The sequence below is a fragment of the Salinibacterium sp. NG22 genome, assembly GCF_015864925.1.
GTDB lineage: Bacteria > Actinomycetota > Actinomycetes > Actinomycetales > Microbacteriaceae > Rhodoglobus.
Genome location: NZ_JADYWG010000002.1, coordinates 439,302 through 464,249, shown reverse-complemented (window position 1 = coordinate 464,249; position 24,948 = coordinate 439,302). Strand labels below are relative to the sequence as shown.

Below are 24,948 nucleotides of genomic sequence, written 5' to 3'. Positions count from 1 at the left end.
TGATGGTGCACAATTCCACCGCAATCCTCAATAACTGGGGATCTGAGGGCTGGGAGCTTGTGCAGGTCGGTACCGGCCCTGAAGGGGGCCCGGTCGCTTATTTCAAACGTATCAAGGAAGAGAATAAGTAATGTCACAGCTTGATCAGCGGCTCGCAGAGCTGGGCCTCACGGTTCCAGAAAGTTCAAAGCCACTTGCCTCCTATCTGCCAGCAATGGTTTCTGGAAACCTGGTGTACACGTCGGGCCAACTTCCCATGGTCGACGGTGCTCTTCCTGCCACAGGCAAGGTCGGTGCCGAGGTGGATGCTGCTGCTGCACAGGAGTACGCCAAGACTTGTGTACTGAACGGCCTTGCTGCCGCGAGGGGTGCGATCGGCTCTCTCGACCGCATCACGCGCGTGGTCAAGGTTGTCGGTTTTGTCGCATCCGACCCCAGCTTTACCGGCCAGCCCGGTGTGATCAACGGAGCGTCTGAGCTCTTGGTCGAGATTTTTGGCGAGATCGGCACGCACGCTCGCAGTGCTGTTGGTGTTGCGGTGTTGCCGCTCGATTCTCCTGTTGAGGTCGAGTTCGTGTTCGAGTTCGCGTGATCGAAGTCTGGCAGTCCGGCCAAGCCGGAGAGAATGCGCCGCTTCGTTCGCTAGATCTGAGTGCGTGGGATCCGACGCATGCCGGCGTTGTGTTGCAGGCGCGTCGACTCGTGCAAGACAGCCGAGAGGCTGGCGCGGACGATGTGTTTATGGCCATCGGCACGAGTGCGTCGTCGGCCCTGCCGTACATCGATGCTGCTCTGGCCCAGGGCGCGGTTGCGGTGCTCGTGGACGCGCAGGCGGCCGAGGGTGTTGACCTCGATGAGCGGGTGTTCGCGATTGCGAACCTGCGCGACGTGATCGGCACGATGGCGGATGCGTTTGTGCAGCATCCATCCGCTTCGATGGCGATGGTTGGCATCACGGGCACGAACGGTAAAACGTCTACCGCTCACTTGCTCACGCAAGCGTGGCAGCGGCTCGGAATGACGTCGGCGACCATCGGAACGTTGGGCGCTGGCATCACGGGCGAACGCCGCATCAACATGGGGATGACGACCCCCCAAGTGACTGCGGTGCACCATTTCTTGGATGACTTCCACCGTGCCGGCGTCACGAACGTCGCCATGGAGGTCAGTTCTCACGCGCTTGAGCAACGCCGAGTAGACGGTGTCGCGTTCGACATTGTGGCGTTCACGAACTTCACTCGCGATCACCTCGACTATCACGGGTCGATGGAGGAGTACGCGGCGCAGAAGGCGAAGATCTTCACGCTGCCCGGCATCCAGACGGCTCTGCTGAATCTTGACGATGCCGCCGCCGAAAACCATTTTCACCACACCGTTCCGGCAGGAGTGCGGGCCATTGGCATGACGTCGCACGGCCATGCCGAAGCGAGCGTGTGTGCCGACAACGTGCAGCTCACCACCGAGGGTCTCGAGTTCGATCTCGTGATCGAAGGCGAGAGCAATCATGTCTCGAGCGGCCTCATCGGGCGCTTCAACGTAGACAACTTGCTTACCTGCGCGACGGTGTTGTGGGCACAAGGCATCGAGCCGCGAACGATCGCCGAGGTGTTGGCGCCGCTCGAGCCGGTGTTGGGGCGCATGACCCGCATCCGCGAAAACGACCAACTGCCGTTGGTTGTAGTTGATGCCGGCCACACGCCCGATGCGGTGCGTCAGGCAGTCACGGCTCTGCGTGATTCGGGCCATACCCGCATCGTGACCGTCTTTGGCGCCACTGGCGACCGTGATCCGGGCAAACGCCCGGTGATGGCTCGCATCGTTGAAGACGCCTCTGACGTAATCGTGGTTACCGACGACGATGTGCACAACGAAGATGGTGACCAGATTGTGGACCACATTCGCGCCGGATTCGAACACCCAGAGCGGGTAGTGGAAATTCGCGACCGGGCGACCGCTATCGCCTATGCGATTGATGCAGCGAATCCGGATGACGTGGTGCTCTTGCAGGGCAAGGGTCACGAACCGTACCAAATTGTCGGCAATGAGCGAGTGCCGTTCAGCGACATCGACACCGCTATTCGCTTGCTCAAGGAGCGCGCGAAGTAGCGAGAATTCAGTTGTAACGCAACGAAGGCCGGGTCCCGCGGGACCCGGCCTTCGTCGTTGCTTCGAGAGCTAGTTGAGCTTGTCGGAGATTATCTGCATCACGGTGGTGTCGGCGAGGGTGGTGGTGTCGCCGATCTCACGGCCCTCCGCGACATCCTGCAGCAGGCGGCGCATGATCTTGCCCGAGCGGGTCTTGGGCAGCTCGGCGACGATGAAGATTTCGCGGGGGCGAGCAATCGCCCCAATCTCCTTCGCAACGTGCTGACGCAAGAGGGCGCTCGCCTCGGCGGCGGTCTGAGCGTGCTCCTGATTCGACTTGAGAATTACGAACGCGACGACTGCCTGACCGGTCGCTTCGTCAGCGGCGCCGACGACAGCGGCTTCTGCCACGATCGGGTTCGAGACGAGAGCGGACTCGATTTCGGTCGTCGACAGACGGTGGCCGGAGACGTTCATGACGTCATCCACGCGGCCGAGCAGCCAAATGTCGCCATCTTCGTCAACGTGGGCACCATCACCGGCGAAGTACTGTTCGCCATCGAGCTGCGCGAACTTCGACCAGTAGGTTTCCTTGAAACGCTCAGGGTCACCCCAGATGCCGCGCAGCATGGCGGGCCACGGTTCGGAAACTACGAGCAACCCACCGTTGGGCGGATCGACGCGAGTGCCATCTTCACCCAGAATGTCGATTTTGATGCCCGGAATGGGCACCTGGGCTGAACCCGGCTTCAACGTCGTGAGCCCCGGCAGAGCGGCGATCATGATGGCGCCGGTTTCGGTCTGCCACCACGTGTCAACGATGGGAGCGGTGCCCGCACCGATCACGTCGCGGTACCAAATCCACGCTTCAGGGTTGATGGGCTCGCCCACCGAACCAAGCACGCGAATCGAGCTCAGGTCGAACTGCTCGGGGATTTGACGCCCGGCCTTCATGAACGAACGGATGGCGGTGGGCGCCGTGTAGAAAATGCTCACCCCAAACTTCTGAATGATCTCCCACCAGCGGCCCGGGTTGGGGGCGTCAGGGGTTCCCTCGTAGAGCACCTGAGTCGCACCGTTCGCGAGCGGACCGTAGGTGACGTACGTGTGGCCGGTGATCCAACCGACGTCAGCCGTGCACCAATAGACATCGGTCTCTGGCTTCAGGTCGAAGACATTCTTGTGGGTGAACGCAGCCTGCGTGAGGTACCCACCACTCGTGTGCAGGATGCCCTTCGGCTTACCTGTTGTGCCTGAGGTGTAGAGCACAAAGAGAGGGTTCTCGGCAGGGAACCCCTGCGCCTCGTGCTCGGGCTCCGCTGCCTCAATCTGATCGTGCCACCACAGGTCGCGACCCTCGGTCCACTCCACCTCGTTGTCGCCGCGCTTGACGACCAACACATTGGTGACGCTGGATTCCCCGTTGGCGAGTGCGGCATCCACTGCCGCTTTGAGGGGAAAGACCTTACCTTTGCGCCAGCCGCCATCGGCAGTGACAACAAGTGTGGCGCTCGCGTCGTCGATGCGGCTGCGCAGGCTCTCGGCGCTGAAGCCACCGAAAACGACAGAGTGCGCTGCGCCGAGGCGAACCGTCGCGAGCATCGCGATAACGGCCTCGGGAACGAGGGGCATATAGATGGCGACAACGTCGCCCTGGCCCACGCCGAGGGCAGCCATGGCGTTGGCCGCGCGCTTGACCTCTGCGGTCAGTTCGGCGTAGGTGATGCTGCGGCTATCGCCGGGCTCACCCTCCCAGTGGATGGCGACGCGGTCACCGTTGCCGGCGAGCACGTGACGGTCGAGACAGTTGTAGGCGACGTTGAGCTCGCCGTCGGCGAACCACTTGGCGAAGGGTGGGGTAGACCAATCGAGTGTTTCTGTGAACGGCTTGTGCCAGTGCACATATTCACGCGCTTTATCGGCCCAGAACTCAACCCGGTCTTCTTTAGCTGAAGTGTAGAGATCAGCGCTTGCCTCGGAAGCCGCAGAAAAGGCCTCTGACGGGGCAAAACGGCGTGATTCGTGCAGAAGACTGTCAATGGAATTACTAGGCATTTGATCCTCTTCGATCGTGTGATTGCATTTCTCGACCACGTGCTTTCTGAAAGTATTCCACCGATTCTAGAACCTCCGTTGCACCCCCATACCGTTGCGTTACACTGAAAGTCGCTGAGCGTAAGTTCAGCAAGTGGCCAATACGATTCCCCCCAATCGTCGGCCGCTGTGGCGGCGCCCTTTCCCCCCAATGGGCGCCGCCCCTCTCTCTTTAACGGCCAGTTGTGTTGGCACGTTTCGCAGGCACGTTGCAGGCTGGAGCCCGGCCCATGCTGGCAGTTCCTTGTAGTGCTTTGTGCACGATTAATTTGTGTGCAAAGCTTCTTGAATGGATGACGAACAGAACGAGACAGAATCGGCTTCATCCGCCCTCGACACCATGCTGTGCTTCGGCCTTTATGCCGCTGCTCGGGCGACGAATCGTCGCTACACCGCGCTTTTGGCGCCGTGGGGGCTGACCTACCCGCAATATTTGGTCCTGATTCTCCTGTGGGAACGTCGGTCGTCGACGGTGAGCGGCCTCGCGGAAAGCCTCATGCTCGACCTCGGCACTACCTCGCCGCTGATCCGGCGGTTAGAAGACCGCGGCTTCGTCACGCGCGAGCGATCAGAATCTGACGAACGTCGCGTCATAGTGTCGCTGACTGCTGCTGGTCGTGCGTTGCGCGAGGAACTCGCTCACATTCCCGGCTGCATCGCCGAGGCCACCGGCATTACGCTCCCCGAATTCACGTCAACACTGTCGACGCTTCATCAGGTCACCACCAACCTCTCCACAGCACCTGCTGCTGGAGCTCATGTCATTGAAAGGCAGAACTAATGGAAGCTCTCTACACCGCACAGGCTCTCGCGACTGGCGCCGGGCGCAACGGCCACGTTGCTACGACATCCGGCTCCGTTGACCTCGACTTGGCTGTGCCGAAATCGATGGGTGGATCTGGCAACGGTGGCAACCCCGAAGAACTCTTTGCCGCCGGTTACGCCGCGTGCTTCCACTCCGCGCTGCAGTTGGTGGCGCGCAACGAGAAAGTCGCCATCGAGCACTCCTCCGTGGGTAGTGCTGTGCACCTTCTCCCGATCGACGGCGGTGGATTCAAACTCGCTGTTGACCTCGAGGTGGTTATCCCCGAACTCGAGCACGAGAAAGCGCAAGCGCTTGCGGATGCCGCCCACCAGATTTGCCCTTACTCCAACGCCACTCGCGGCAACATCGAGGTAACCGTCACCGTTACTCAGGACTAATCGTCAGCGGGCGCGTCGTAACGCGTTCGTGCGCTTAACCACAACGAGGGGGTGCCGGTAGGCGCCCCCTCGTTTCTGCTCTCTACATAGTGTGCTTACTAGAGGATTGCGGCCTTCAGGGCGGCGGCTGCTGCCGCTGGGTCGGCTGCGCTATAGATCGAGCTCCCGGCAACGGCAACGGTCGCGCCGGCACGCTGCACCGCTGCGATCGTGGAGGCGTTGATGCCTCCAGCGACCGAGAACGGAACCTTCGCGGTTTCACCGTCATTGAGCAACGTCTCGAAGGTGAATCCGGGTTCCGCCTGCTCATCGAGTCCTGCATGCATCTCGACGAAAACGGCACCAAGAGCGGTGACCTCCTTCGCGCGAGTGACCTTGTCAGCTACGCCGATGAGGTCAACAACGATGCCCTTCTTGTGGGCTTTCGCCGCCTTCACGGCACCGATGATGGTGCTATCTCCGGCGGTGCCCAAGACGGTGACGTAGTCGGCGCCTGCAGAAAATGCGATGTCGGCTTCGAGCTCTCCGGCATCCATCGTCTTCAGGTCGGCGAAGACCATCTTGTCGGGGTGCGCATCCTTGATGGCGCGCACGGCACTGAGACCCTCGTGCTTGATGAGCGGTGTGCCCAATTCGATGATGTCGACATACTCAGCAACCTGGCCGGCCAGAGTGAGGGCGGCTTCTGTGGTGAGTACATCCATCGCTACTTGAAGCTTCATTGAGTTCTCTTTCTTTATGGGGGAGTTGGTCGAGGGGAATCGGCCGAGGGGAATCGGCCGACGGGGAAGTCGGTAAAGGGGTGCAGCCGCTGCTGCTGCTACTCGAGGTTGGCGTGCCGCGGCCACAGCTCTTCGGCGGTCGCGCCGGACTCTTGCCACAGCACGTGGAAAAGTGCGTCGCCAAGCAGCAGCAACGACTGCTCGAACAATCCGCCGGAGTATTGAGCCGAACGAGTGTGCCCGTGATCTTGTTTTTGTGCGGCGGGGATAATCACGGCGACCTGTGCGAGCTGCGCCAGAGGCGAGTCCGCTGCCGTGGTGATGGCGATGACCTGAGCGCCAACCTCCTTCGCAGTCGTTGCTGAGCGGATGATGCCGGCGGTCGTTCCCGAGCCGCTTGCTGCGAGAAGCACATCCCCAGCAGCAATCGCGGGAGTCGTTACCTCGCCAACGACGTGCACGGTGAGGCCCCCATGCATGAGGCGCATCGCGAGCATCCGCAGGGCCAGTCCGGAGCGGCCAGAGCCGAGCACGAACACTCGGGATGCGGCGCTGAGGAGGTCGATTGCTGATCGCACTGCCTCGGAGTCGTCGCGGGCGATTGCGGTGCTGGTGCGGGTATTTTCCGCGAGAACAAGTGCGATTGCGGAGGAAACCGTAGTGGTGTCGTTGCTGGCCATTACTTCACTGTGCCACCCGTTTGGGCAGCAGACAGCCCACCTTTTGGCCGGTTTTCCCTATCCGAACGGGTAGGTCATGCCTAAAATGGGGGAGTGACTGCTCTCAGTAACGCCAGTTCCCTTGACCTCCTCGATGCCGCCCATTCGGTGGTGTCACGTTCGCTACTTCAGATTGCGAGCGCATTTTCTGCTGTGCTCGCGCCCATGGTGGGGCACAGCTCTCTATTGATATTCACGGAAGACTGCACCGGGCGCCCCCAGAAGAAAGCGGGTGATCCTTCGATCACCAATCACGTGAGCATCGCCGAACTCGACGCCGTGCGTGAGACAGTGTCGAGCGTCGGGCATCCGGTGTGGGGAATCACGGCGGTAGTTGCCCGCCACGAGCGCCCCGCAGCGGTGTGGATTGCGCCGACCGGTTCGCTGCTCGTCCTCACCGATCCTGTGCTCGTATCTGGTGGGCAATCACAGGAACAGGCGTTGGCGACGATCGCGTCTCTGTGGCGATTGGTGGCGGTGAGCATCCAGCAGCAGGTTGCCGTTGCAAGCCCCGACTATCTTCGGGATTCGCGGATGGCATCGCAGGACCGTGCCCAGGTCATTGCCGATCTCACCGATGCGCACTCCACGACTCTGGAACAAATTCTTGCGACGTTGCGCTCTCGTAGTGCGTCGGATGAGACGGCGCGCCAGGAAGCTACCGAGCTGGCAGCTACGGCGATGGTCAATCTGCGGGCGGTGTCTGATCGGGATCGCAGTTTGGCTGAGGAGCCGGTTGCGCGCGCTTTCGCGCGCCTCAAAGCAGACCTGCGGCCCTTGGCCCGGTTCGGAGGCCTTGACGTGCAATTTGTGGAACCACCCGCCAACGGTCGCGCATTGCCGGGCGAAGTCGCCCACGCTGGCCGAGCGATCGTTCGTGGCGCTGTGCTTGCGCTCGTCGACCAACCGGGAGTCGCTCGGTTGCGAGTGGAGTGGGATTGCGACGGTGAGAATCTGCTGATTGGCATTCGCGATGACGGGCCTGGCGAGCTGGCAGTGGAAGACCCCGCGGTGCGGCAACTTGTTGAAAGGGCGGATGCTCTTCGTGGTCGGCTGAGTGTGAACGGCACTGCAGGATGGGGCTCCGAAATTTCGGTGGTTTTGCCCTTGAGCGCTGAAGGACTCGATCGCTCGCCCAGCGTGCAGTGGCAGATCACTCAACGGGAAGCCGAGGTGCTGGAGCTGGTTGCCTCGGGTGCTCGCAATAAAGCCATCGCGCTCTCGCTGTCCATCAGCGAGAACACGGTGAAGTTTCATGTGGCGAACCTGCTGCGCAAGGCGGGGGTCTCGAACCGGGCTGAGCTCGTTTCGGCCTATCGCTGACTCGTTTTCCTGCGCACTTCTCCCCAACAAAGTCGGGGAGTCGCCGTTCGGCACGAGTGCGGTTGTGCCGCCGAAACTGCAGTCGGAGTCTCCTTAGCGTTGCCCTGTGACTACGACTCCTTCGCACCCCGACATTGTTCCTTTCGTTGCTCGGCGACGGTTTACGGCTGAGGCCATCCCTACAGCCAGTGCACAGGCGCGGGGCGTTCCTGGAGCGGGTGGCGGCGCTGGCCTCGGCTCTGGGGTGGCAACCGGGGATGCAATGACGCGGGCACTCCACGAGTTCGGCCCATTAGCCCCCTACGTTGGGCGCCCGAACACCACCGACGTGTTCGTCAACGGCGCCCAGAATGTCTGGATCGACCGTGGCGGAGGGCTCGAGCTCGTCGGCGATGTCGGCATGACCGAAGCAGATCTCCGTGCGCTCGCCATCCGCCTCATTAATCTCGGTGGGCGCCATGTCGACGAAGCGACTCCGTGTGTGGATGTTCGGCTCGCCGGTGGGGTGCGCGTACACGCTGTTCTCCCTCCCATCTCCGCCACCGGCACCCTGCTCTCAATCCGTGTGCCCAGCCGAGAACCGTTGGGGCTAGCAGAACTCGACTTCGCAGGCTTCTTTAACGAGGTGCCGCTGCAGCGAGTGAAAGCCCTCATCGACGGGAGGGAGAATGTGCTCATCTCGGGCGCATCGGGAGCCGGAAAAACCACGTTTCTTGGCGCACTGTTGGCGGCGGCATCCGACACCGAACGCATCGTCGCTATCGAAGATGTCGCGGAGCTGCGCGTCGAACACCCACACTTTGTATCGCTCGAGGCGCGTCAAGCCAACCTCGAAGGCGCCGGCGGCTACGGGCTGCCCGCGCTGGTGCGCGAAGCTCTGCGAATGCGCCCCGATCGGCTCGTCGTCGGCGAATGTCGGGGCGCTGAAATCCGCGAACTCCTGAGCGCGCTCAACACCGGCCACGATGGCGGTGCCGGCACGCTGCACGCCAACTCGCTGAAAGACGTACCAAGCAGGCTCGAAGCGTTAGGGGCGCTCGCCGGATTAGACGCGACCGCCATCGCCCGCCAAGCCGTCAGCGCCATCGGTGCGGTACTGCACGTCGATCGCATCGATGGCCGTCGACGCCTCACCCACCTTGGCCGGCTCGTGCTCGACGACAATGACCGCCTCGCGATCGCCGAAATCGAATGAAACGCCCGCCATCGCAACTGCCCGACGTCGCCAGCATCACCCAACGGCTGGCCGTACTGCTGCACGCAGGGCTGACTCCCACTTCGGCGTGGCAGCACGTCGCGCGCGGCCGCGCCGCGTCAAGCGTGGCGGCGGCGGTAGCGGTGGAAGGCAGCGATCCGGGAGGGGCGCCAGAACGTATTTCCCGGGCATCCGCTGGTCTGCCAGCGTTGGATCGGCAAGCGTGGAACTCGCTTGCCGCCGCCTGGTTTGTCGCCGGTCAAGTCGGGGCCCCGCTGGCCGGTGCGCTCCGAACCCACGCGCGGGCGTTGCGGATGCTCGTGCACATCCAGCGCGAAGTAGCCACGGCCCTCGCTGCCCCCGTCGCCACAGCGCGCATGGTCTTGGCGTTGCCCGCCGTCGGGCTCATCTTTGGAGCGCTACTGGGTTTCGACACCCTGGGAGTGCTCTTCACGACACCGATCGGGTGGGGGTGTCTCGTGGTCGGCGGCGGGCTCATCGTGATCGCTGTGAGGTGGAACAACAGGCTCGTGCGGTCGGCGACGCCCACGCACGCAGCACCCGGGCTTGAGTGCGAACTGATGGCCGTTGCGGTCTCGGGTGGCGGGTCACTCGTGCAGGCGCGAGTTGTTGTGACGCAGGCCCTGGAACGCTTCGGGTTGCCCGGGGATGGCACCCACCTCGACGAGGTGCTGCAACTCTCTCAGGAGGCCGGAGTGCCTGCCGCTGAACTCTTGCGGGCCGAAGCCGACGAGGTGCGGCTGACGGCCGACGCGGAAGCTCGTGCTGGCGCCGCAGCGCTCTCGGTGCGGCTCATGCTTCCGCTCGGGCTCTGCGTGCTCCCGGCCTTCATGGTGCTCGGAGTGCTGCCGCTCATGGTCGCGGTCATCTCATCCACCGTTGCCGGTTTCTAACCGAGTTCCACACATCGGGCCCTGCTGAGTCGCGCGACCCCCGCTCTCGGCAGGCTGGAGTCACTCGGCCGCAGACTGCGCGACAGCGCACGAAGGAGTACCTCATGAATGATCCGCACCTTGTTCCCTTGCCCACTCTCGAACCGGGCCGTGCCCGCCGCCTCCGGTTCGGCGGCGTCGCGGGGATGTCGCTACGTGCGCGCCAGTTCCGTGCCCGCGTGCGCACCCGCCTGCGCTCCGAGCGCGGCGCAGCAACCGCCGAATATGCAATCACCACTCTTGCCGCAGAAAAAGTGAAAAGCGTTCTCGGTAGTGGCGGGCACGGGAGCCGTTCTCTCCGAGAGGTCACCGCGCTTCAGGGGCGTTATCGTGCTCGGTTGTGCCGAACAATTTCATAGTCGACATCACAGTTTGCGAAGTTCACTGGCCTGAAATTTCGGTAATGTAGCTAACAGCTAAAATCACTAATTAGGAGTGAAAGATGACCCTGCCCGGATCGATCGGACGAAGAGTAGAGGACACTCGTGACGCTCGACGCGTGACGTTCTCTGCATCGCGCGTGAGCCGAGTTATCCACGCTCTCACCGTTTCACATGCGAGTGCCAAGGTGATTCGCCAGCGGTGGCTGGAAGCCGTTGCCACAAGAACGGTGACATCTAGACCGGATCTCGCGGACGCGCTGAACGAGGTGCTTGGCGTCGAGCCCGGGGCGGAAGACTACCTCGCGGGATTGACCATCGGTGAGGTCGGAGTTTGCTACGAGGCTCTTCTCGCACTTATCGATCGAGAAGACCGCAAATCTGCTGGGCAGTATTTCACTCCGGATGACGCCGCTCGGTTCATGGCGGAGCAGTCAGCCGACTTCGATGAAGGCGTTTGGCTCGATCCCTGCTGCGGTGTGGGAAACCTCTCATGGCATCTTGCTAGTGTTCAGGGCGCGCCGGGCGCGTTCGTGCGAGATTGTCTCGTTCTGATCGACACGGATGAAATCGCGCTGCGCACGGCCGTGGCGATCATCAGTGCCGACTGGGCTGATATCGGGGACCAAGAGGCCGTGCGCTCACTGAGCGCGCGGTCAAAGCGTCGCGACTTCTTGTCGAGTACGAAGCTGCCTGCGCACGACTACGTAATAGTGAATCCGCCGTATGCCCGGACGGACATGCGTGACGGGTTCGAGACAGCGCCTGCCCGGGATCTCTTCGCGTACTTTCTCGAGAAGGTGGCGAAGTCGTCAAAGGGTTTCATTTCGGTCACTCCGGCTTCGTACCTTGCGGCCCCCAAGTTCCAGTCGCTGCGGAACGTGGTCGACTCACACTTCAACGGCGGTCGTTTGTATGCTTTCGACAACGTGCCCGACACGCTTTTCCGGGGCTACAAGTTCGGCTCAAACAACACCTCAAAGACGAACTTCGTCCGCGCCGCGATCACTGTCTGCGCGCCAACACTGACGGCTTGGCAGGTGACTCCGATTATTCGGTGGACGTCGGCGACGCGAGGGCTCATGTTTCGGGAGTGCAGCGGCCTCCTCGCTCCCCGCCGCAAGGGGCCTCATGGAGAGTGGGCGAAGATTAGCCCTGGGATGGAGCGTATCTGGGACGATCTCGTCGCCTCCGATGAGACCATCGCCGATCTGGTTGTTAACCGTGAGACGTCGTGGTCGCTCGACGTGGGGTTGACTCCTCGCTACTACATCTCGGCGACGCGACGCTCTCTGGACCGAGGATCGAAGGCGACGTTGTACTTCGGTAACGAAGCTGACAGGGATCGTGCCGCTCTGACTCTAAATTCGTCGATCCCGTACCTCTGGTGGCGGGCGCTTGATGGCGGCGTCACGCTTCCTCGACGTGTCCTTATGTCGACACCCGTGCCGGTTGTTCGGTCCCCGCAGTGGGTGCTCGACGCATTGTGGGAGTCGGAGCGCGACAATCTCGTCGTCAAGATCAACGCTGGGCGAGAGAACGAGAACGTCAAGCACTCACCGATGCTCGTTGAAGCGCTCAACAACCTCACGATACCCGGGGGGCACGATCTCCGCCTGTTGTATGCCAGCAGCATGTTCCCTCTCCCCATATACTGACTACCACGACAGAGCGCCGAGAGGGTGATGATCGATGGTGGGACAGGGGTCCGGGAATAGCGAGTTCGACAGCCTGCGCGAGCATCTCCAGAGCAACCGAGCGGTCAAGCGGGAGATCGAGTTCGCATTCGCATCTCTCCTGACGGCTGCGAATCCGTCAGATCGTGGCATGCGGTTCCTGTTCGGGGGCGGTGCTGAGTGGATCGTAGCGGCCGGAGCGTGGTCTGCAGGGGTGCTCACTGCTCCGGCTGGTCATAACGCCAACGGCTTCGACCTCGCCGATCTTCTGACGCAGGCTCGCGGTCTGTGGAGCGTCAAGGCGAGTGCTTCGAAGTCCTCGTCGCAGATCCGCTTGACCAACTTCATGGGGGACGGCGCGAGTGCCACGTGGGCGGACCCAACTCTCTTCGTCGCACCCTATTTGGATGGCGCGGTTCTCGTGGATCCTTCGATTCACACCGGGGTGCGCGATCAGATGACACGGACCAACGATGCGCTGGTCCTCACTGGGAAAGCAGTGAAGGAGTTTCGAGACAACAACCCGGCCAACTTCATTCCCTTCGAGGTGGCGATCAACAGCGGGAGCGCCAGCGCTGATCCGTTCGCCTTCATCAAGTCGGTAGTGTCGCCGGATCACTTCCCGATCCTCTCGAAGCCCTTCCTGGAGTCCTCGCCGATTTCGACGAGCAACCGGGTTGAGGAGATTCAGAACTTGGTGGTTCTGCGCGATCAGGGAGCGCTTACGGATGAGCAGTTCAAGAAGGCAGTTGACCAGGTCGTGTCCTGACACCCCTCGATGAAGTTGCGCTCTCGCGTGTGGCAGAGGAGCGCTTCTTAAAATGCCGGGGCTATAGCAGAGTGCGAAGCGTCGAGCGAAGCGCCTGGATCCCTTCGAGAGTGACGGTAGAACCGCCACCCGAAAGGGATCCGCGCGAGTCGAAGTTCGAATGGTATTCATGGCCCGCTTTGGCTACTATGCGCTCGAGGACCTCGGGCATGGACCCTGTCGCGGCAACGCCGACTCGCAAGGCGGCAGCTGCGAATACGTCACTCGGGAGACTGGACCCGACCGATACCTGCCGTGAGCGCATACCAAGCATTCGAGTGACATCGTTGAGTACGTCTTGCTTGGTTTCGCCGCCGTGGAAGCCATGCGAGTCGCTACGGCTGGCCGAGGTGTCGTCGGTGTTGCTGCAAGTCGCGCACCATGCAGGGTCCATACCGTGGTGGCATTCATCCATGTTCGAGCCTTTCGATCAGGGTCTCTGTTCAGGATATCGCGTTCTCGTCGGCTGTAGGCAGCACAGCGTCGCGTGTGCATAGGTGTATTTGCGAGGCATAGAGTAGGGGACTAACAAGTGTGCCAAGCATCACGTCGTTGATGCTGTCGGAGGGTGAGAGCTGCCGGACGTGTGCCTAGTGTGGTGTTGACTGCCCGCCGGCGTGGGCGGCTATTGATGGCGTCCACGTCGAGTTCGTTTGCGTCGAATAGGAAGCACACAGCATCGTCGACCTGCTCGAGAACTGACGCCCTGTTTAAACGGGGCGGCCCCGCCCCTCGATGGTAAGGGTCGCAGTAGCCGCCAGCCTCGTGATCTGCCAATCGAACCTGCGCGAGCGGATGTCGACGATCGTCAGCGCCGCTGTGACAAGACAGCGGCACGCAAGAGAGCACTTGTTGTCGTGCCGCCACGTTTGGGTGTCGCCCCGACAAATACGGTGAGGTTTCGATAGACACACCGCGAGCGACCTGACCGTCGATGGTGTTCCTCTGGTTGACGTGGTCGTTCAGCGTTCGCGCGGTCTCGCCGTCAGTCCGGAAGCCCGAGCTGATCAGAATATGGATCTCGTCGTGGTGGCCGAGCAGGAACCTGGCCGCGCGCAGGACCCGGATATGTTGGCGTCTCGCCTCGCCGTCAAGAGTTCTGGCGTGTCTGGCTCGGGCAAGCGGGCGATGCGATCCTCAGATACGAGGAAGTCGGTGGTCTCGCACTTGCGCACGAAGCGACTGTCTGGGCGCGGATGGGTGTGCCACAAGCTATCGGGCGCTATACGGGCTCCGGGCTTTCACTGGGCGGGTTGTGTCGTGCCTCCGGCGGCGACGTATTCGTTTCGCTCGCCAGTCTCTTTCCCGCGCCAAGGACGCAAGCTGCGACACCGGTCGACGAGAGGGCGGACGAGCGCCCTGCTCTGCGAGGCACCAACAGTGCCTCGAACTACGGCGTTGAATGAATTTGTATGACGCGTGCTGGGTTCTCGAGACGCTGCTGCTCGTGCTGGTGCCGCAGCGCTCTCGGTGCGCCTCATGCTTCCGCTCGGGCTCTGCGTGCTCCCGGCCTTCATGGTGCTCGGAGTGCTGCCGCTCATGGTCGCGGTCATCTCATCCACCGTTGCCGGGTTCTAGCGATGTTCCACACATCGGGCCGCGCTGGGTCGCGAGACTCCCACGCTCGGCAGGCTGGAATCACTCGGCCGCAGACTGCGCGACAGCGCACGAAGGAGTACCTCATGAATGATCCGCACCTTGTTCCCTTGCCCACTCTCGAACCGGGCCGTGCCCGCCGCCTCCGGTTCGGCGGCGACGCGGAGATATCGCTACGTGCGCGCCAATTCCGTGCCCGCGTGCGCACCCGCCTGCGCTCCGAGCGCGGCGCAGCAACCGCTGAATACGCCATCACCACTCTGGCCGCCGTCGGTTTCGCCGGACTGCTCGTCGTGATTCTCCGTTCCGGAGAGGTGCGCGGCATGCTCACTGACCTTGTGCGCAATGCGCTCTCGATCCCGGCGTGATCGAACACGAGTAGCGATGAACGAGCGTGGCAGCGTCACCGCAGAGTTTGCGTTGGCGTTGCCCGCTGTCGCCCTCGTCCTCGTGTGCTGTCTCAGCGGGGTGCAACTCGCCGGGCTGCAAATCCGGTTGCAGGATGCGGCAGCTGTGTCAGCACGCAGCCTCGCTCGCGACGAAAGCTCCGGCGCGGTCGCGGCTACCGCATCCGCTCTGGTCACGTCAGCACGGCTCAGTTCCCATCAGCGCGACGGCCTCGTGTGCGCCACGGTGAGCGCCCCCGCGCGCAACGCACTGCTCGGGCTGCTTCCGATTACGCTCAGTGCCACCAGCTGCGCTCTCGCGGGAGGCCAATGATGGCCATATTGCAGGCAGGCGCTGGGGCGACGGTGTGCGCTGCGCGTCGCCGGCTGAACGACGAACACGGTTCGGGCACCATCCTCATGGTCGGTCTCATCGCCACCGTTATCGCCGTCACTGCCCTCGTCATCCCTCTCTATTGGGCGCTCAGTGTGAGGCACGCGCTTGCCGGGGCGACCGACGCTGCCGCGCTCGCCGCAGCCGACACCGCGAGCGGGCTCATCGCTGGCTACCCCTGCGACAATGCGACGCGGCTCGCGAGTGCTAATGACTCCCTTATAGAGGACTGTGTGGTTGATGGGCGTATCGTGACAGTTACCGCTAGTCGCCGCATCCTCGGCATACTGGTCACAACGAGCGCCACAGCAGGGCCACCCCCAACCAGGGCGGATTAGGCAACTGAGCGGTCGGTGTGTGTATTGTGTCGCTGATAGTGGCGCTGCCACCGGTCAAGTGCGTCATCACCCAAGGAGTCCCGTGTCTGGCACCAAAAAGCTTGTCATTGTCGAGTCGCCCACCAAGGCCAAGACGATAGCCAAGTATCTCGGTGACGACTATGACGTGCTCTCGTCCGTCGGTCACATTCGTGACCTTGTCGAACCCCGCAACCTGCCACCCGAACTCAAAAAGGGCTCCCTCGGCAAGTTCTCTGTCGACGTCGACAACGGCTTCGAGCCCTACTACGTGGTCTCCGACGCCAAGAAGAAAACCGTCGCCGAACTCAAGAAGGCGCTCAGCGGAGCGAACGAACTCTTCCTCGCAACTGATGAGGACCGCGAAGGTGAGGCCATCGCGTGGCACCTCCTGCAGGTGCTTAAGCCTAAAGTTCCCGTGAAGCGCATGGTGTTCCACGAAATCACCGAAGACGCCATCGAAGCGGCCATCAACAACACCCGCGACGTCGACACCGCCCTCGTTGACGCTCAAGAAACCCGCCGCATCCTCGACCGCCTCTACGGCTACGAAATCTCGCCCGTGCTCTGGCGCAAAGTCGGCCCCGGCCTTTCCGCTGGCCGCGTGCAGTCCGCAGCGACCCGCCTTGTCGTCGAGCGTGAACGCGAACGCCTCGCCTTCATCACCGCCAACTACTGGGATCTCATCGCCCAGCTCTCGCCCGACAGCGAAACCAACGGCTTCGAATCCAAGCTCGTGCGCCTCGACGGCAAGCGCGTTGCTGCCGGCCGGGACTTCGACGACCGCGGAAACCTCAAGGGCGAAGCAGTAGCGCTCGACGAGAAGGCTGCGCAAACTCTCGCAGACGCACTGCGGATGCCGGGCACCACCATCACCGTAAAAACGGTCGAGACTAAGCCGTATACGCGTCGCCCCGCAGCGCCCTTCACCACCTCAACGCTGCAGCAGGAGGCCGGCCGCAAGCTGCGCTACTCCGCCCGCCAGACCATGAGCGTTGCCCAGTCGCTGTACGAAAACGGTTACATCACCTATATGCGAACCGACTCCTCGTCGCTCTCGCAGCAGGCCATCACCGCCGCCCGCACCCAAGCCGTTGCGCTCTACGGTGCAGACGCTGTGCCCGACAAGCCCCGCGTCTACGCCAGCAAGAGCAAGAACGCTCAAGAGGCCCACGAAGCTATTCGCCCCTCGGGAGACACCTTCCGCACGCCAAGCGAACTTCAGTCGACGCTGCGCGGAAACGACTTCAAGCTCTACGAACTGATCTGGAAGCGCACCGTCGCCTCGCAGATGGCTGACGCCAAGGGTTCAACGGCATCCATCACGATCGCTGCCGGCGAAGCTCCCGTTGCCGAATTCTCGGCCAGCGGAACCATCATCACCTTCCGCGGCTTCATGCAGGCCTACGAAGAAGGCCAAGACGAAGAGCGTAACGCCACCGCTGAGCCCAAGGAAGCGAAACTGCCTCCCCTCAAGGAAGGCCAGACCCTCACGCTTCTCGACATCGAAGCGAAGGGCCACGAGACCAGCCCACCCCCGCGCTACACCGAAGCAAGCCTCGTCAAGAAGCTTGAAGAACTCGGCATCGGTCGCCCGTCGACCTACGCGTCGATCATCTCCACGATCATCGACCGCGGCTACATCACGCCGCGCGGCCAGGCACTCGTGCCCAACTGGATTGCGTTCTCCGTGATCCGTTTGCTCGAAGAGTACTTCGGCGACCTCGTCCAGTACGACTTCACCGCCGGTATGGAAGACGACCTCGACCGCATCGCTGGCGGAACTCAGAACCGCGTTGAATGGTTGCAGTCGTTCTACTTCGGTGACGAGAAGTACCGTGGCCTTCGCACTGTCATCGACAACCTTGGCGAAATCGATGCCAAGGAAATCAACTCGATGAAGCTGTCGGATGACGTGACGCTGCGCATCGGAAAGTACGGCCCCTACCTGGAGACCCCCAGCGACGACCCGGAGAAGCCGCGTCGGGTCAACATCCCCGAAGCGCTCGCGCCCGACGAGCTCACCCTTGCCAAGGCGATCGAACTGATCGAAGCTCCCGTTGTCGGCGACCGTGTTATCGGTGTCAACCCGGAGAACGGCAAAGAGATCGTGGCGAAGGATGGCCGCTTCGGCCCCTACGTCACCGAGCTCGAGCCAGAACCCGAGCCTGTTCCCGAGCCCGTCGAAGAGATCGACCCCAAGACCGGCGAAGTGAAGAAGGCCAAGAAGCCTAAAAAGGCTGCTGTTGTGAAGCCGCGCACGGCATCCATTTTCAAGACCATGGAGCTCGACGCGATCGACCTCGACACCGCGCTCAAACTGCTCAGCCTGCCCCGCGTGGTCGGCCTCGACCCTGAAACCGGCGTCGAGATCACCGCACAAAACGGACGCTACGGCCCCTACCTCAAGAAGGGTGTCGAAACGCGTTCGCTCACGAGCGAAGACCTCATCTTCGACATCGACGTCGCCGGTGCCGTAGAGCTCTACGCCCAGCCCAAGTACGGCAACCGCGCAGCATCCAGTGCTCTCAAAGAGTTCGATGCTGACCCGGTCAGCGAGAAGCCGATCAAGATCAAGGATGGCCGTTTTGGTGCGTATGTAACCGACGGAACCACCAACGCCACTATCCCGCGCGGCGAAACCGTCGAAGACGTCGACTTCGAGCGTGCCGTTCAGCTGCTCGCCGACAAGCGAGCGAAGGGGCCGGTCAAGCGCAAGACGGCTGCGAAGAAGCCGGCTGCGAAGAAGCCAGCGGCGAAGAAGCCTGCCGCGAAGAAGCCTGCCGCCAAGAAGCCTGCCGCCAAAAAGCCGGCAGCGAAGAAACCAGCAGCGAAGACAACTGCGGCTAAGACAACTGCGGCTAAAACAACCGCCGCTAAAACCGCTGCCGCCAAGAAGCCTGCAGCGAAAAAGCCTGCTGCGCCCAAGCCCGCCGCCGCTACTGAAGCGGAGTAGCGTGCCCGGATTGTTTATCACTCTCGAGGGCGGCGATGGCGTCGGTAAGACGACGCAATCGCAGCTTCTCGTGAAGTGGCTTGAAGAAGCCGGTCACACCGTTGTCGTGACCCGCGAACCCGGTGGCACTGATCTTGGACTTGAGCTGCGCGAAATCGTGCTGCACCGCCGTGGCGACATGGATCCGCGCGCCGAAGCGCTCATCTATGCCGCCGACCGCGCTCATCACATCGCGACGCTCGTGCGGCCAGCACTCGAACGCGGCGAGATTGTCGTTCAGGATCGCTACATCGACTCCTCTGAGGCCTACCAGGGTGCGGGTCGAGTTCTCGGTTCTGACGAAGTGCGTGACCTCTCGCTGTGGGCTACGCAGAACTTGCTTCCCGACGTGACAGTGCTGCTCGATCTTGATTCTGCCGATAGCCGCAAACGCCTTGACAGCGCTCGCACTCGCTATGACCGCCTCGAAGCAGAGAAGCAAGAATTTCACACCCGGGTGCGCGAAGCGTTCCTCGAGCGTGCCGCGAAAGAACCTGACCGCATCCTTGTGGTGGATGCCGCCCGCAGCGTGGACGACATCGCCACGACGATCCGTGAGCGCATTCAGAACCACCTCCCGCAACCCGCCTAGACTGAGCGCATGTCGTTGTGGGAAGGCCTGACGGGCCAAGCTGAAGCGATCGCTGTTCTTGAGGCCGCTGCCTCATCGTCGGCGTTAGGCAGTGCAGGTCAGTCGTCGATGACGCACTCCTGGTTGATCACGGGGCCGCCCGGATCTGGCCGCTCCAATATCGCCTATGCCTTCGCTGCTGCGCTGCTTGGCACACGCGGTGATGAAACCGAAGAGTCGGTCTACAAGCAGGTTGTCGCGCGCACGCATCCTGACCTCGGTGTGCTCAGCACTGAACGCGTCATCATCTCGATTGATGAAGTGCGCAAACTTGTCGCGTCATCACAGTTTTCGCCGTCGGTCGGTCACTACCGCGTCATGATTATTGAGGATGCTGACCGCATGGTCGAGCGCACCTCCAACGTTCTGCTCAAAGCACTCGAAGAGCCGCCACCGCGCACCGTGTGGATTCTGTGCGCGCCCAGCGAAGCAGACCTCATCCCCACCATCCGTTCGCGCGTGCGCAGCGTTCGCCTCCGCACCCCCGCGATCGAAGACGTCGCCCAGCTGCTGCAAGACCGCGATGGCGTCGCACCCGACATCGCCCTTCGCGCGGCGCGGGAAGCCCAAAGCCACATCGGCATGGCCCACCGTCTCGCAACCAATTCAGAGGCCCGCGAACGACGCGAACAGGCGCTGACAACGGTGCTCAACATCCGCACCGTCTCAGACGCTGTGATCGCCGCCGCCCTCTTGCTGGAGCTGTCGAAGGCGGATGCCACGGCCCTCACCGAGGAAAAGGACGCCCACGAACGCGAGTCAGCGCTTCGCTCGCTCGGTGTTGCCCCCGGCGGCACTATCCCGCCGGCGCTGCGGGTGCAGCTCAAGAATCTCGAAGAAGACCAGAAGCGCCGGGCGACTCGGAGCCTCCGTGACGGCATTGACCGCATCATGGTTGACCTGCTGTCGCTCTATCGCGACATTCTGTTGACCCAAATCGGTGCCCCGGGAGAACTCATTAACCTCAGCATCATCAACAACATCACGGCCGTAGCGAACCGCACGACAGCGCCAGCGACGCTCGCCATCATGGATGGCATTGCAGAAGCGCGCCGTCGTATCGAAAGCAACGTTGCTCCGGCGCTCGCCCTTGAGGCGATGCTCGTGAAGGTTGCTGTATCGGGGCGCGGCGCATGACCCGTCGCACCTCCCGGGTCTTCGGGGTGACTTCGGTCGCGCTGGCTGTATCGCTCGTCTTGAGCGGCTGTGTTTCTTGGTTCATGCCACCGGCAGCCGGCACAACGTCGACGCCGACGCAAGAGGCTGTCGCGCCGAACCTGACGAAGTTCTACCACCAGGTGCTCGAGTGGGCGAGCTGCGGAGACGATCTGCAGTGCGCTACCGCTATCGCACCGGTGGATTGGGAAAGCCCCGAGGGAGACACGATCGAGTTAGCCCTTGTGCGTCAGACCGCACGCGGCAACGACCGCATTGGGTCGCTGCTGGTGAACCCCGGCGGTCCGGGCGGTTCCGGCTTCGATTTCGTTGCCGACAGTGTGGATTACGCCACCAGCGAGGCGCTTCAGTCCCAGTTCGATGTGGTCGGTTTTGACCCTCGGGGTGTGAATCGTTCGACGCCGGTGTCGTGTTATTCCGACCCGGCTGAGCTCGATGAGTACATTTATGGGATCACCCCGGGCGAGAAGGGCAGCGACGAATGGATTGCCGCGGCGACCGATGCCTCCGCTCAGTTTGCTCAGCGCTGTAGCGAAGAGACGGGGGAGCTGTTGGGCTTCGTCGATACCCCCAGTGCTGCTCGCGACCTCGACATGCTGCGCGCTGCCCTGGGCGATGAGACGCTCAACTATTTGGGCTACTCCTACGGAACGTTGCTCGGCCAGGTCTATGCCGAGTTGTTCCCGGAGAAGACCGGGCGACTTGTGCTTGACGGTGCTGTCGACCCCGAGGCATCCGAATTCGAGGCCACTAAGGCGCAAGCGGAAGGCTTCGAGGGTGCGCTTGACGCGTTCTTGGCTGACTGCGCTGGTGCGAGCGATTGCCCGTTCACCGGTTCGGTGGAGCAGTCGCGCACAACAATTCGCACGCTGCTCGACCGCCTCGACGCGAGCCCGCTCACGAATGCTGACGGCCGCAAATTGGGCAGTGCAACCATGTTCACGGCGATCATTTTGCCGCTCTACAGTCAAGATAACTGGGCGTATCTTCGCCAACTTTTCGACTCGGTAATGAGGGGCGACGCCAGCATCGCCTTCGATTTGGCCGACAACTACAACGGCCGCAGCGCTGACGGCACATATGCCGAAAATCAAACAGAAGCGTTCATAGCGATCAATTGTTTGGATGCCCGTGAGCCGGCCGATAACGACAGCATGCGTGCGCGGGCGGCTGAGCTTGCCGTCGCGGCGCCGGTCTTTGGTCCGCAGATGTCGTACGGTGACCCCGGTTGCGCGAACTGGCCTGTTGAGGCGAAGCGGGACCGCGTGGCCATTGCTGCCCCTGGTGCGGCCGACATGTTGGTGATCGGCACGACGAATGACCCGGCGACGCCGTACATCTGGGCGCAAACTGTTGCCGACAACCTCGATTCGGGTCACCTAATCACCTACAACGGTGAAGGTCACACGGCGTATAACAAGTCGAATGAGTGCGTCAACGCGGCGGTAGAAGACTTTCTCCTCAGGGGTGAAGTTCCGAGCGCCGATCCGAACTGCTAACCGCTAGGCTCATGCGGTGAACTTCATCGCCGCCGCCCCAGCCTCTCGCGCTCGCAGGTTTGCCCTTGTGGTGCCGGCTCTCGCACTCACCCTCGTTCTGAGCGGGTGCGCGAACCTTTTCTCGGGGCTTTTCCCGCAGACGTCGGAGCCGACGGGGGAGACCGTGTCGGAGGAACTCGCTCCCTACTACGAGCAGGTTCTCACGTGGGTTGATTGCGATAACGGCGCTCAGTGTGCGACGGCAATTGCTCCGATGGATTGGGCAAACCCGTCTCCGGAAACTGATATCGAGATCGCCATGGCCCGCCATCAAGCGACCGGGCAAAGCATGGGCTCGCTGTTCGTGAACCCGGGTGGGCCGGGCGCCTCAGGTTTTGATCTCATCCACGACGATGTCGATTTTGCGGTGAGTGCGAACCTGCGCGAGAACTACGATGTGATCGGCTGGGACCCTCGCGGGGTTGGCCGTTCGACTCCCGTGACGTGCCTCGACGACGCGGGACTCGATGACTTCATTTTCGGTATTCCGGATTCAGCGGTTGGCAGTGACGAGTGGCTTGCCGAGAGCGAGCAAGCGGCCATCGATTTCGGCCAGGCGTGCCTCGAGAACACGGGCGAGATCCTCCAGTTCATTGACACTCAGAGCACAGTGCACGACCTCGATATGTTGCGCGCGATTGTGGGCGACGAGAAGCTGCAGTACTTGGGTTACTCGTATGGCAGCGATATTGGTTCGTACTACATCGAGAACTTCCCCCAGAATGTCGGCCGCATTGTGCTTGACGGCGCCACCGATTCCTCGATTTCGGTGTTCGAGGTCGGGCGCGTTCAGACGACCGGTTTCCAGCGCGCGCTCGAAAACTATTTGGCGGCCTGCCCGACGTCATTCGATGACTGCGCATTCACCGGCGGAGTGGATGCTGCGTTAGCGACGATCCGCGAACTCTACGACCGCTATGACGCGAATCCGATTGCTGCCCATGATGGACGCATGATGGATGCCGGAGTGCTCGATATTGCCATGAGTACAGCTCTTTACTCTCAGGATTCCTGGCCGTTCCTGAACGATCTTTTCTCGGAGGCAGCACGGGGTGAAACGGATACCGCTTTCTTCCTTGCCGACTTCTATTACAGCCGCGACATTGACGGCAGCTACACCGACAACTCACTTGAAGCGTTCATCGCGATCTACTGCGTTGATTACCCCGTGGAGACTGACCCGGCGGTGCTCGTGAAGCAGCAGGAACTCATGCGCGAGGCCTCGCCAACGACGTACCGGGAGTTTCCACCAACGGGGGATCTGACCTGCCTGAACTGGCCGTACAAATACATCGGGCCCGAGATCACGGAGCTGACCGGTGAAGGGGCACCGCCCGTACTGATCATCTCCACCACGGGCGACCCGGCGACGCCCTACGAGTGGGGAGTCGCGCTTAGCGAGCAGCTAGAGAGCGCCCAACTCATCACCTACAACGGTGAAGGACACACTGCCTACAACGGTGGTGTCGGCTGCATCGACGGGGCTGTCGACGCCTATTTCATCAACGGCGTCGTGCCTAACGACGATCCAAATTGTGACGCATAACGGCCAGTTGGCGTTGTGGGCTTTCGGGCCCGAAAACTTCGGCTAAGCTATCTTGCTGTGCCTCATGAAAATGTGGCCGGCCGCCTTAGCTCAGTTGGTAGAGCATCTCACTCGTAATGAGAAGGTCGTCAGTTCGATTCTGACAGGCGGCTCCGTTCACTCACGAGGGTCAGAGAAATCTGGCCCTCGTTGTGCGTTGTGGTGGCGGCAAACTCTCATACCGGAGTCTTAAGCTGGGGGTATGAAGTACCGCAACGAACCCATCTACACAGCAGCCATCGGCGCTGGCCGCGCCATGTTCGGCGCGCTTCGCGTGCGGCGCACCGTCATCGGATCGCAGAATTTGCCCGCCGAGGGTGGGGCCGTATTCGCGATGACCCACTTCGGTTACCTCGAATTCGCGCTCGTCGAGTGGGCGTTATGGCTGCACAATCACCGTCGCATTCGATTCATGGCGAAGAAGAGCGTGTTCGAAAAACGCGTGGTCGGTTCGTTCATGCGGAACATGAAGCACATCCCCGTCGATATGAAGGCTGGCGCTAGCGCCTACGCCTCCGCGGTTACAGCGCTGCGCACCGGGGAACTCATTGGGGTGTTTCCCGAAGCCGGAGTGAGTGCATCCTTCACCATCCGCGATTTCAAAACTGGTGCTGTGCGTTTGGCGGCAGAGGCAGGGGTTCCTGTGATCCCTATCGCGCTGTGGGGTGGGCAGCGCCTCATGACGAAGAACCGCAAGATCACGTTGCGCGAACGCGTGGGCATCCCGATCGTGATGGTCGTCGGGGACCCGATGATGGTTGCGACGACGGATGACGCGACTACGGCAACCGCGCGGCTCAAGAGAACAATGGAGGGGCTGCTCGAAACGGCACAGAAGGCCTACCCCCTCGACGGCACAGGTCAGTGGTGGCAGCCGCGGCACCTCGGCGGAACTGCGCCGACGCCAGACGAGGCGGCAGTGGCCGATGCCGAACGTGATCTGCGACGCGCAGAAGCGGCACGTAAACACAAATAAGGCACCCATTGTCCCCAGCGCCGATAGTGGCAGTCTCGGGCCACGAGGGTGTCCCCCAAACAGAGGATAGACCCGTCACCCAGACCCCCCATTAACGGGTATTTCCCCATGTTTCCGGGGTTTTTCCCTTGTGGAACGCTGCGTTCGCGCCTAGCTT

General features: G+C 62.0%; 24 protein-coding genes and 1 tRNA gene. 21 read left to right on the top strand and 4 right to left on the bottom strand.

The features are described from left to right. Positions 1–130 precede the first annotated feature (130 nt). On the top strand, positions 131–592 hold the full coding sequence (locus tag I6E81_RS11755) for a RidA family protein (protein ID WP_197107937.1): 462 nt from the start codon (positions 131–133) through the stop codon (positions 590–592). Continuing rightward, positions 589–2,106: a UDP-N-acetylmuramoyl-L-alanyl-D-glutamate--2,6-diaminopimelate ligase gene (locus I6E81_RS11750; protein ID WP_197107935.1), complete on the top strand. Its 1,518-nt coding sequence runs from the start codon at positions 589–591 to the stop codon at positions 2,104–2,106. Before I6E81_RS11755 ends, I6E81_RS11750 begins: the two co-directional genes overlap by 4 nt. Before the next feature lie 69 nt (positions 2,107–2,175). Here the strand turns inward: I6E81_RS11750 and acs are convergent, their stop codons facing one another. Continuing rightward, on the bottom strand, positions 2,176–4,140 hold the full coding sequence (gene acs, locus I6E81_RS11745; protein ID WP_197107933.1) for an acetate--CoA ligase: 1,965 nt from the start codon (positions 4,138–4,140) through the stop codon (positions 2,176–2,178). 328 nt (positions 4,141–4,468) lie between these two features. Here acs and I6E81_RS11740 point away from each other — a divergent pair, with 328 nt between their 5' ends. Together I6E81_RS11740 and I6E81_RS11735 are read left to right on the top strand one after the other, a co-directional pair. Next, positions 4,469–4,960 carry a MarR family winged helix-turn-helix transcriptional regulator gene (locus I6E81_RS11740; RefSeq protein WP_197107931.1) on the top strand — a complete coding sequence of 164 codons (492 nt, stop codon included), beginning with the start codon at positions 4,469–4,471 and terminating at the stop codon, positions 4,958–4,960. Next, entirely contained in the window at positions 4,960–5,382 is a 423-nt protein-coding gene (locus tag I6E81_RS11735; protein ID WP_197107929.1) for an organic hydroperoxide resistance protein, read from the top strand. Before I6E81_RS11740 ends, I6E81_RS11735 begins: the two co-directional genes overlap by 1 nt. Positions 5,383–5,480: 98 nt before the next feature. Here the strand turns inward: I6E81_RS11735 and hxlA are convergent, their stop codons facing one another. Both hxlA and hxlB read right to left on the bottom strand, forming a co-directional pair. After that, positions 5,481–6,104, bottom strand: coding sequence for a 3-hexulose-6-phosphate synthase (gene hxlA, locus I6E81_RS11730; protein ID WP_197107927.1), 624 nt, complete (start codon positions 6,102–6,104; stop codon positions 5,481–5,483). A 98-nt stretch (positions 6,105–6,202) separates the two neighbouring features. Then, the gene (hxlB, locus tag I6E81_RS11725; RefSeq protein ID WP_197107925.1) at positions 6,203–6,784 is read right to left on the bottom strand and encodes a 6-phospho-3-hexuloisomerase; all 582 of its coding nucleotides are present in this window, start codon (positions 6,782–6,784) and stop codon (positions 6,203–6,205) included. A gap of 93 nt (positions 6,785–6,877) precedes the next feature. On the opposite strand from hxlB, the gene I6E81_RS14575 reads away from it, so the two are divergent. The 6 genes from I6E81_RS14575 (at position 6,878) to I6E81_RS11695 (ending at position 13,119) form a co-directional block, all read left to right on the top strand. Continuing rightward, the gene (locus I6E81_RS14575) at positions 6,878–8,146 is read left to right on the top strand and encodes a LuxR C-terminal-related transcriptional regulator (protein ID WP_197107923.1); all 1,269 of its coding nucleotides are present in this window, start codon (positions 6,878–6,880) and stop codon (positions 8,144–8,146) included. A 106-nt stretch (positions 8,147–8,252) separates the two neighbouring features. Further along, entirely contained in the window at positions 8,253–9,341 is a 1,089-nt protein-coding gene (locus I6E81_RS11715) for a TadA family conjugal transfer-associated ATPase (protein ID WP_197107921.1), read from the top strand. Further along, on the top strand, positions 9,338–10,255 hold the full coding sequence (locus tag I6E81_RS11710) for a type II secretion system F family protein (protein WP_197107913.1): 918 nt from the start codon (positions 9,338–9,340) through the stop codon (positions 10,253–10,255). Before I6E81_RS11715 ends, I6E81_RS11710 begins: the two co-directional genes overlap by 4 nt. Positions 10,256–10,359: 104 nt before the next feature. After that, a complete protein-coding gene (locus tag I6E81_RS11705) occupies positions 10,360–10,653 on the top strand; it encodes a DUF4244 domain-containing protein (RefSeq protein ID WP_231604153.1) in 294 nt (97 codons plus the stop codon). Positions 10,654–10,904: 251 nt separating this feature from the next. Then, positions 10,905–12,332, top strand: coding sequence for an N-6 DNA methylase (locus I6E81_RS11700; RefSeq protein WP_197107903.1), 1,428 nt, complete (start codon positions 10,905–10,907; stop codon positions 12,330–12,332). 169 nt (positions 12,333–12,501) lie between these two features. Continuing rightward, entirely contained in the window at positions 12,502–13,119 is a 618-nt protein-coding gene (locus tag I6E81_RS11695) for a hypothetical protein (RefSeq protein ID WP_197107896.1), read from the top strand. 61 nt (positions 13,120–13,180) lie between these two features. On the opposite strand, the gene I6E81_RS11690 is transcribed toward I6E81_RS11695, so the two are convergent. After that, the gene (locus tag I6E81_RS11690) at positions 13,181–13,573 is read right to left on the bottom strand and encodes a hypothetical protein (protein WP_197107894.1); all 393 of its coding nucleotides are present in this window, start codon (positions 13,571–13,573) and stop codon (positions 13,181–13,183) included. Positions 13,574–14,577: 1,004 nt separating this feature from the next. On the opposite strand from I6E81_RS11690, the gene I6E81_RS11685 reads away from it, so the two are divergent. From I6E81_RS11685 to I6E81_RS11635, 11 genes are all read left to right on the top strand, one after another. Next, positions 14,578–14,736 carry a hypothetical protein gene (locus tag I6E81_RS11685; protein ID WP_197107893.1) on the top strand — a complete coding sequence of 53 codons (159 nt, stop codon included), beginning with the start codon at positions 14,578–14,580 and terminating at the stop codon, positions 14,734–14,736. 104 nt (positions 14,737–14,840) lie between these two features. Further along, the gene (locus I6E81_RS11680; RefSeq protein WP_197107891.1) at positions 14,841–15,122 is read left to right on the top strand and encodes a DUF4244 domain-containing protein; all 282 of its coding nucleotides are present in this window, start codon (positions 14,841–14,843) and stop codon (positions 15,120–15,122) included. Between the two features lie 16 nt (positions 15,123–15,138). Then, positions 15,139–15,474 carry a TadE family type IV pilus minor pilin gene (locus I6E81_RS11675; protein WP_197107889.1) on the top strand — a complete coding sequence of 112 codons (336 nt, stop codon included), beginning with the start codon at positions 15,139–15,141 and terminating at the stop codon, positions 15,472–15,474. Next, positions 15,471–15,872, top strand: a complete 402-nt coding sequence (locus tag I6E81_RS11670) for an Rv3654c family TadE-like protein (protein WP_231600034.1) — start codon at positions 15,471–15,473, stop codon at positions 15,870–15,872. The genes I6E81_RS11675 and I6E81_RS11670 overlap by 4 nt, the downstream gene beginning before the upstream one ends. An 82-nt stretch (positions 15,873–15,954) precedes the next feature. After that, entirely contained in the window at positions 15,955–18,846 is a 2,892-nt protein-coding gene (topA, locus tag I6E81_RS11665; RefSeq protein ID WP_197107887.1) for a type I DNA topoisomerase, read from the top strand. Between the two features lies 1 nt (position 18,847). After that, positions 18,848–19,477 carry a dTMP kinase gene (gene tmk / locus I6E81_RS11660; protein WP_197107885.1) on the top strand — a complete coding sequence of 210 codons (630 nt, stop codon included), beginning with the start codon at positions 18,848–18,850 and terminating at the stop codon, positions 19,475–19,477. A 9-nt stretch (positions 19,478–19,486) separates the two neighbouring features. Further along, complete coding sequence (locus I6E81_RS11655) at positions 19,487–20,653, top strand: DNA polymerase III subunit delta' (protein ID WP_197107883.1); 1,167 nt, start codon at positions 19,487–19,489, stop codon at positions 20,651–20,653. Continuing rightward, positions 20,650–22,191, top strand: coding sequence for an alpha/beta hydrolase (locus tag I6E81_RS11650; RefSeq protein WP_197107881.1), 1,542 nt, complete (start codon positions 20,650–20,652; stop codon positions 22,189–22,191). The genes I6E81_RS11655 and I6E81_RS11650 overlap by 4 nt, the downstream gene beginning before the upstream one ends. Positions 22,192–22,207: 16 nt before the next feature. Beyond that, positions 22,208–23,776 carry an alpha/beta hydrolase gene (locus I6E81_RS14570; RefSeq protein ID WP_197107873.1) on the top strand — a complete coding sequence of 523 codons (1,569 nt, stop codon included), beginning with the start codon at positions 22,208–22,210 and terminating at the stop codon, positions 23,774–23,776. A gap of 79 nt (positions 23,777–23,855) precedes the next feature. Further along, positions 23,856–23,928 (top strand) — tRNA-Thr (locus I6E81_RS11640). 89 nt (positions 23,929–24,017) lie between these two features. Further along, a complete protein-coding gene (locus I6E81_RS11635; protein ID WP_197107864.1) occupies positions 24,018–24,791 on the top strand; it encodes a 1-acyl-sn-glycerol-3-phosphate acyltransferase in 774 nt (257 codons plus the stop codon). The last annotated feature ends 157 nt before the right edge of the window (positions 24,792–24,948 follow it).

Coding starts and splice junctions, on each gene's coding strand:
- I6E81_RS11755 (WP_197107937.1), top strand. CDS start 131: ATGTCACAGCTTGATCAGCGGCTCGCAGAGCTGGGCCTCACGGTTCCA.
- acs (WP_197107933.1), bottom strand. CDS start 4,140: ATGCCTAGTAATTCCATTGACAGTCTTCTGCACGAATCACGCCGTTTT.
- I6E81_RS11740 (WP_197107931.1), top strand. CDS start 4,469: ATGGATGACGAACAGAACGAGACAGAATCGGCTTCATCCGCCCTCGAC.
- I6E81_RS11735 (WP_197107929.1), top strand. CDS start 4,960: ATGGAAGCTCTCTACACCGCACAGGCTCTCGCGACTGGCGCCGGGCGC.
- hxlA (WP_197107927.1), bottom strand. CDS start 6,104: ATGAAGCTTCAAGTAGCGATGGATGTACTCACCACAGAAGCCGCCCTC.
- hxlB (WP_197107925.1), bottom strand. CDS start 6,784: ATGGCCAGCAACGACACCACTACGGTTTCCTCCGCAATCGCACTTGTT.
- I6E81_RS11710 (WP_197107913.1), top strand. CDS start 9,338: ATGAAACGCCCGCCATCGCAACTGCCCGACGTCGCCAGCATCACCCAA.
- I6E81_RS11705 (WP_231604153.1), top strand. CDS start 10,360: ATGAATGATCCGCACCTTGTTCCCTTGCCCACTCTCGAACCGGGCCGT.
- I6E81_RS11695 (WP_197107896.1), top strand. CDS start 12,502: ATGCGGTTCCTGTTCGGGGGCGGTGCTGAGTGGATCGTAGCGGCCGGA.
- I6E81_RS11690 (WP_197107894.1), bottom strand. CDS start 13,573: ATGGATGAATGCCACCACGGTATGGACCCTGCATGGTGCGCGACTTGC.
- I6E81_RS11680 (WP_197107891.1), top strand. CDS start 14,841: ATGAATGATCCGCACCTTGTTCCCTTGCCCACTCTCGAACCGGGCCGT.
- I6E81_RS11675 (WP_197107889.1), top strand. CDS start 15,139: ATGAACGAGCGTGGCAGCGTCACCGCAGAGTTTGCGTTGGCGTTGCCC.
- I6E81_RS11670 (WP_231600034.1), top strand. CDS start 15,471: ATGATGGCCATATTGCAGGCAGGCGCTGGGGCGACGGTGTGCGCTGCG.
- I6E81_RS11655 (WP_197107883.1), top strand. CDS start 19,487: ATGTCGTTGTGGGAAGGCCTGACGGGCCAAGCTGAAGCGATCGCTGTT.
- I6E81_RS11650 (WP_197107881.1), top strand. CDS start 20,650: ATGACCCGTCGCACCTCCCGGGTCTTCGGGGTGACTTCGGTCGCGCTG.
- I6E81_RS11635 (WP_197107864.1), top strand. CDS start 24,018: ATGAAGTACCGCAACGAACCCATCTACACAGCAGCCATCGGCGCTGGC.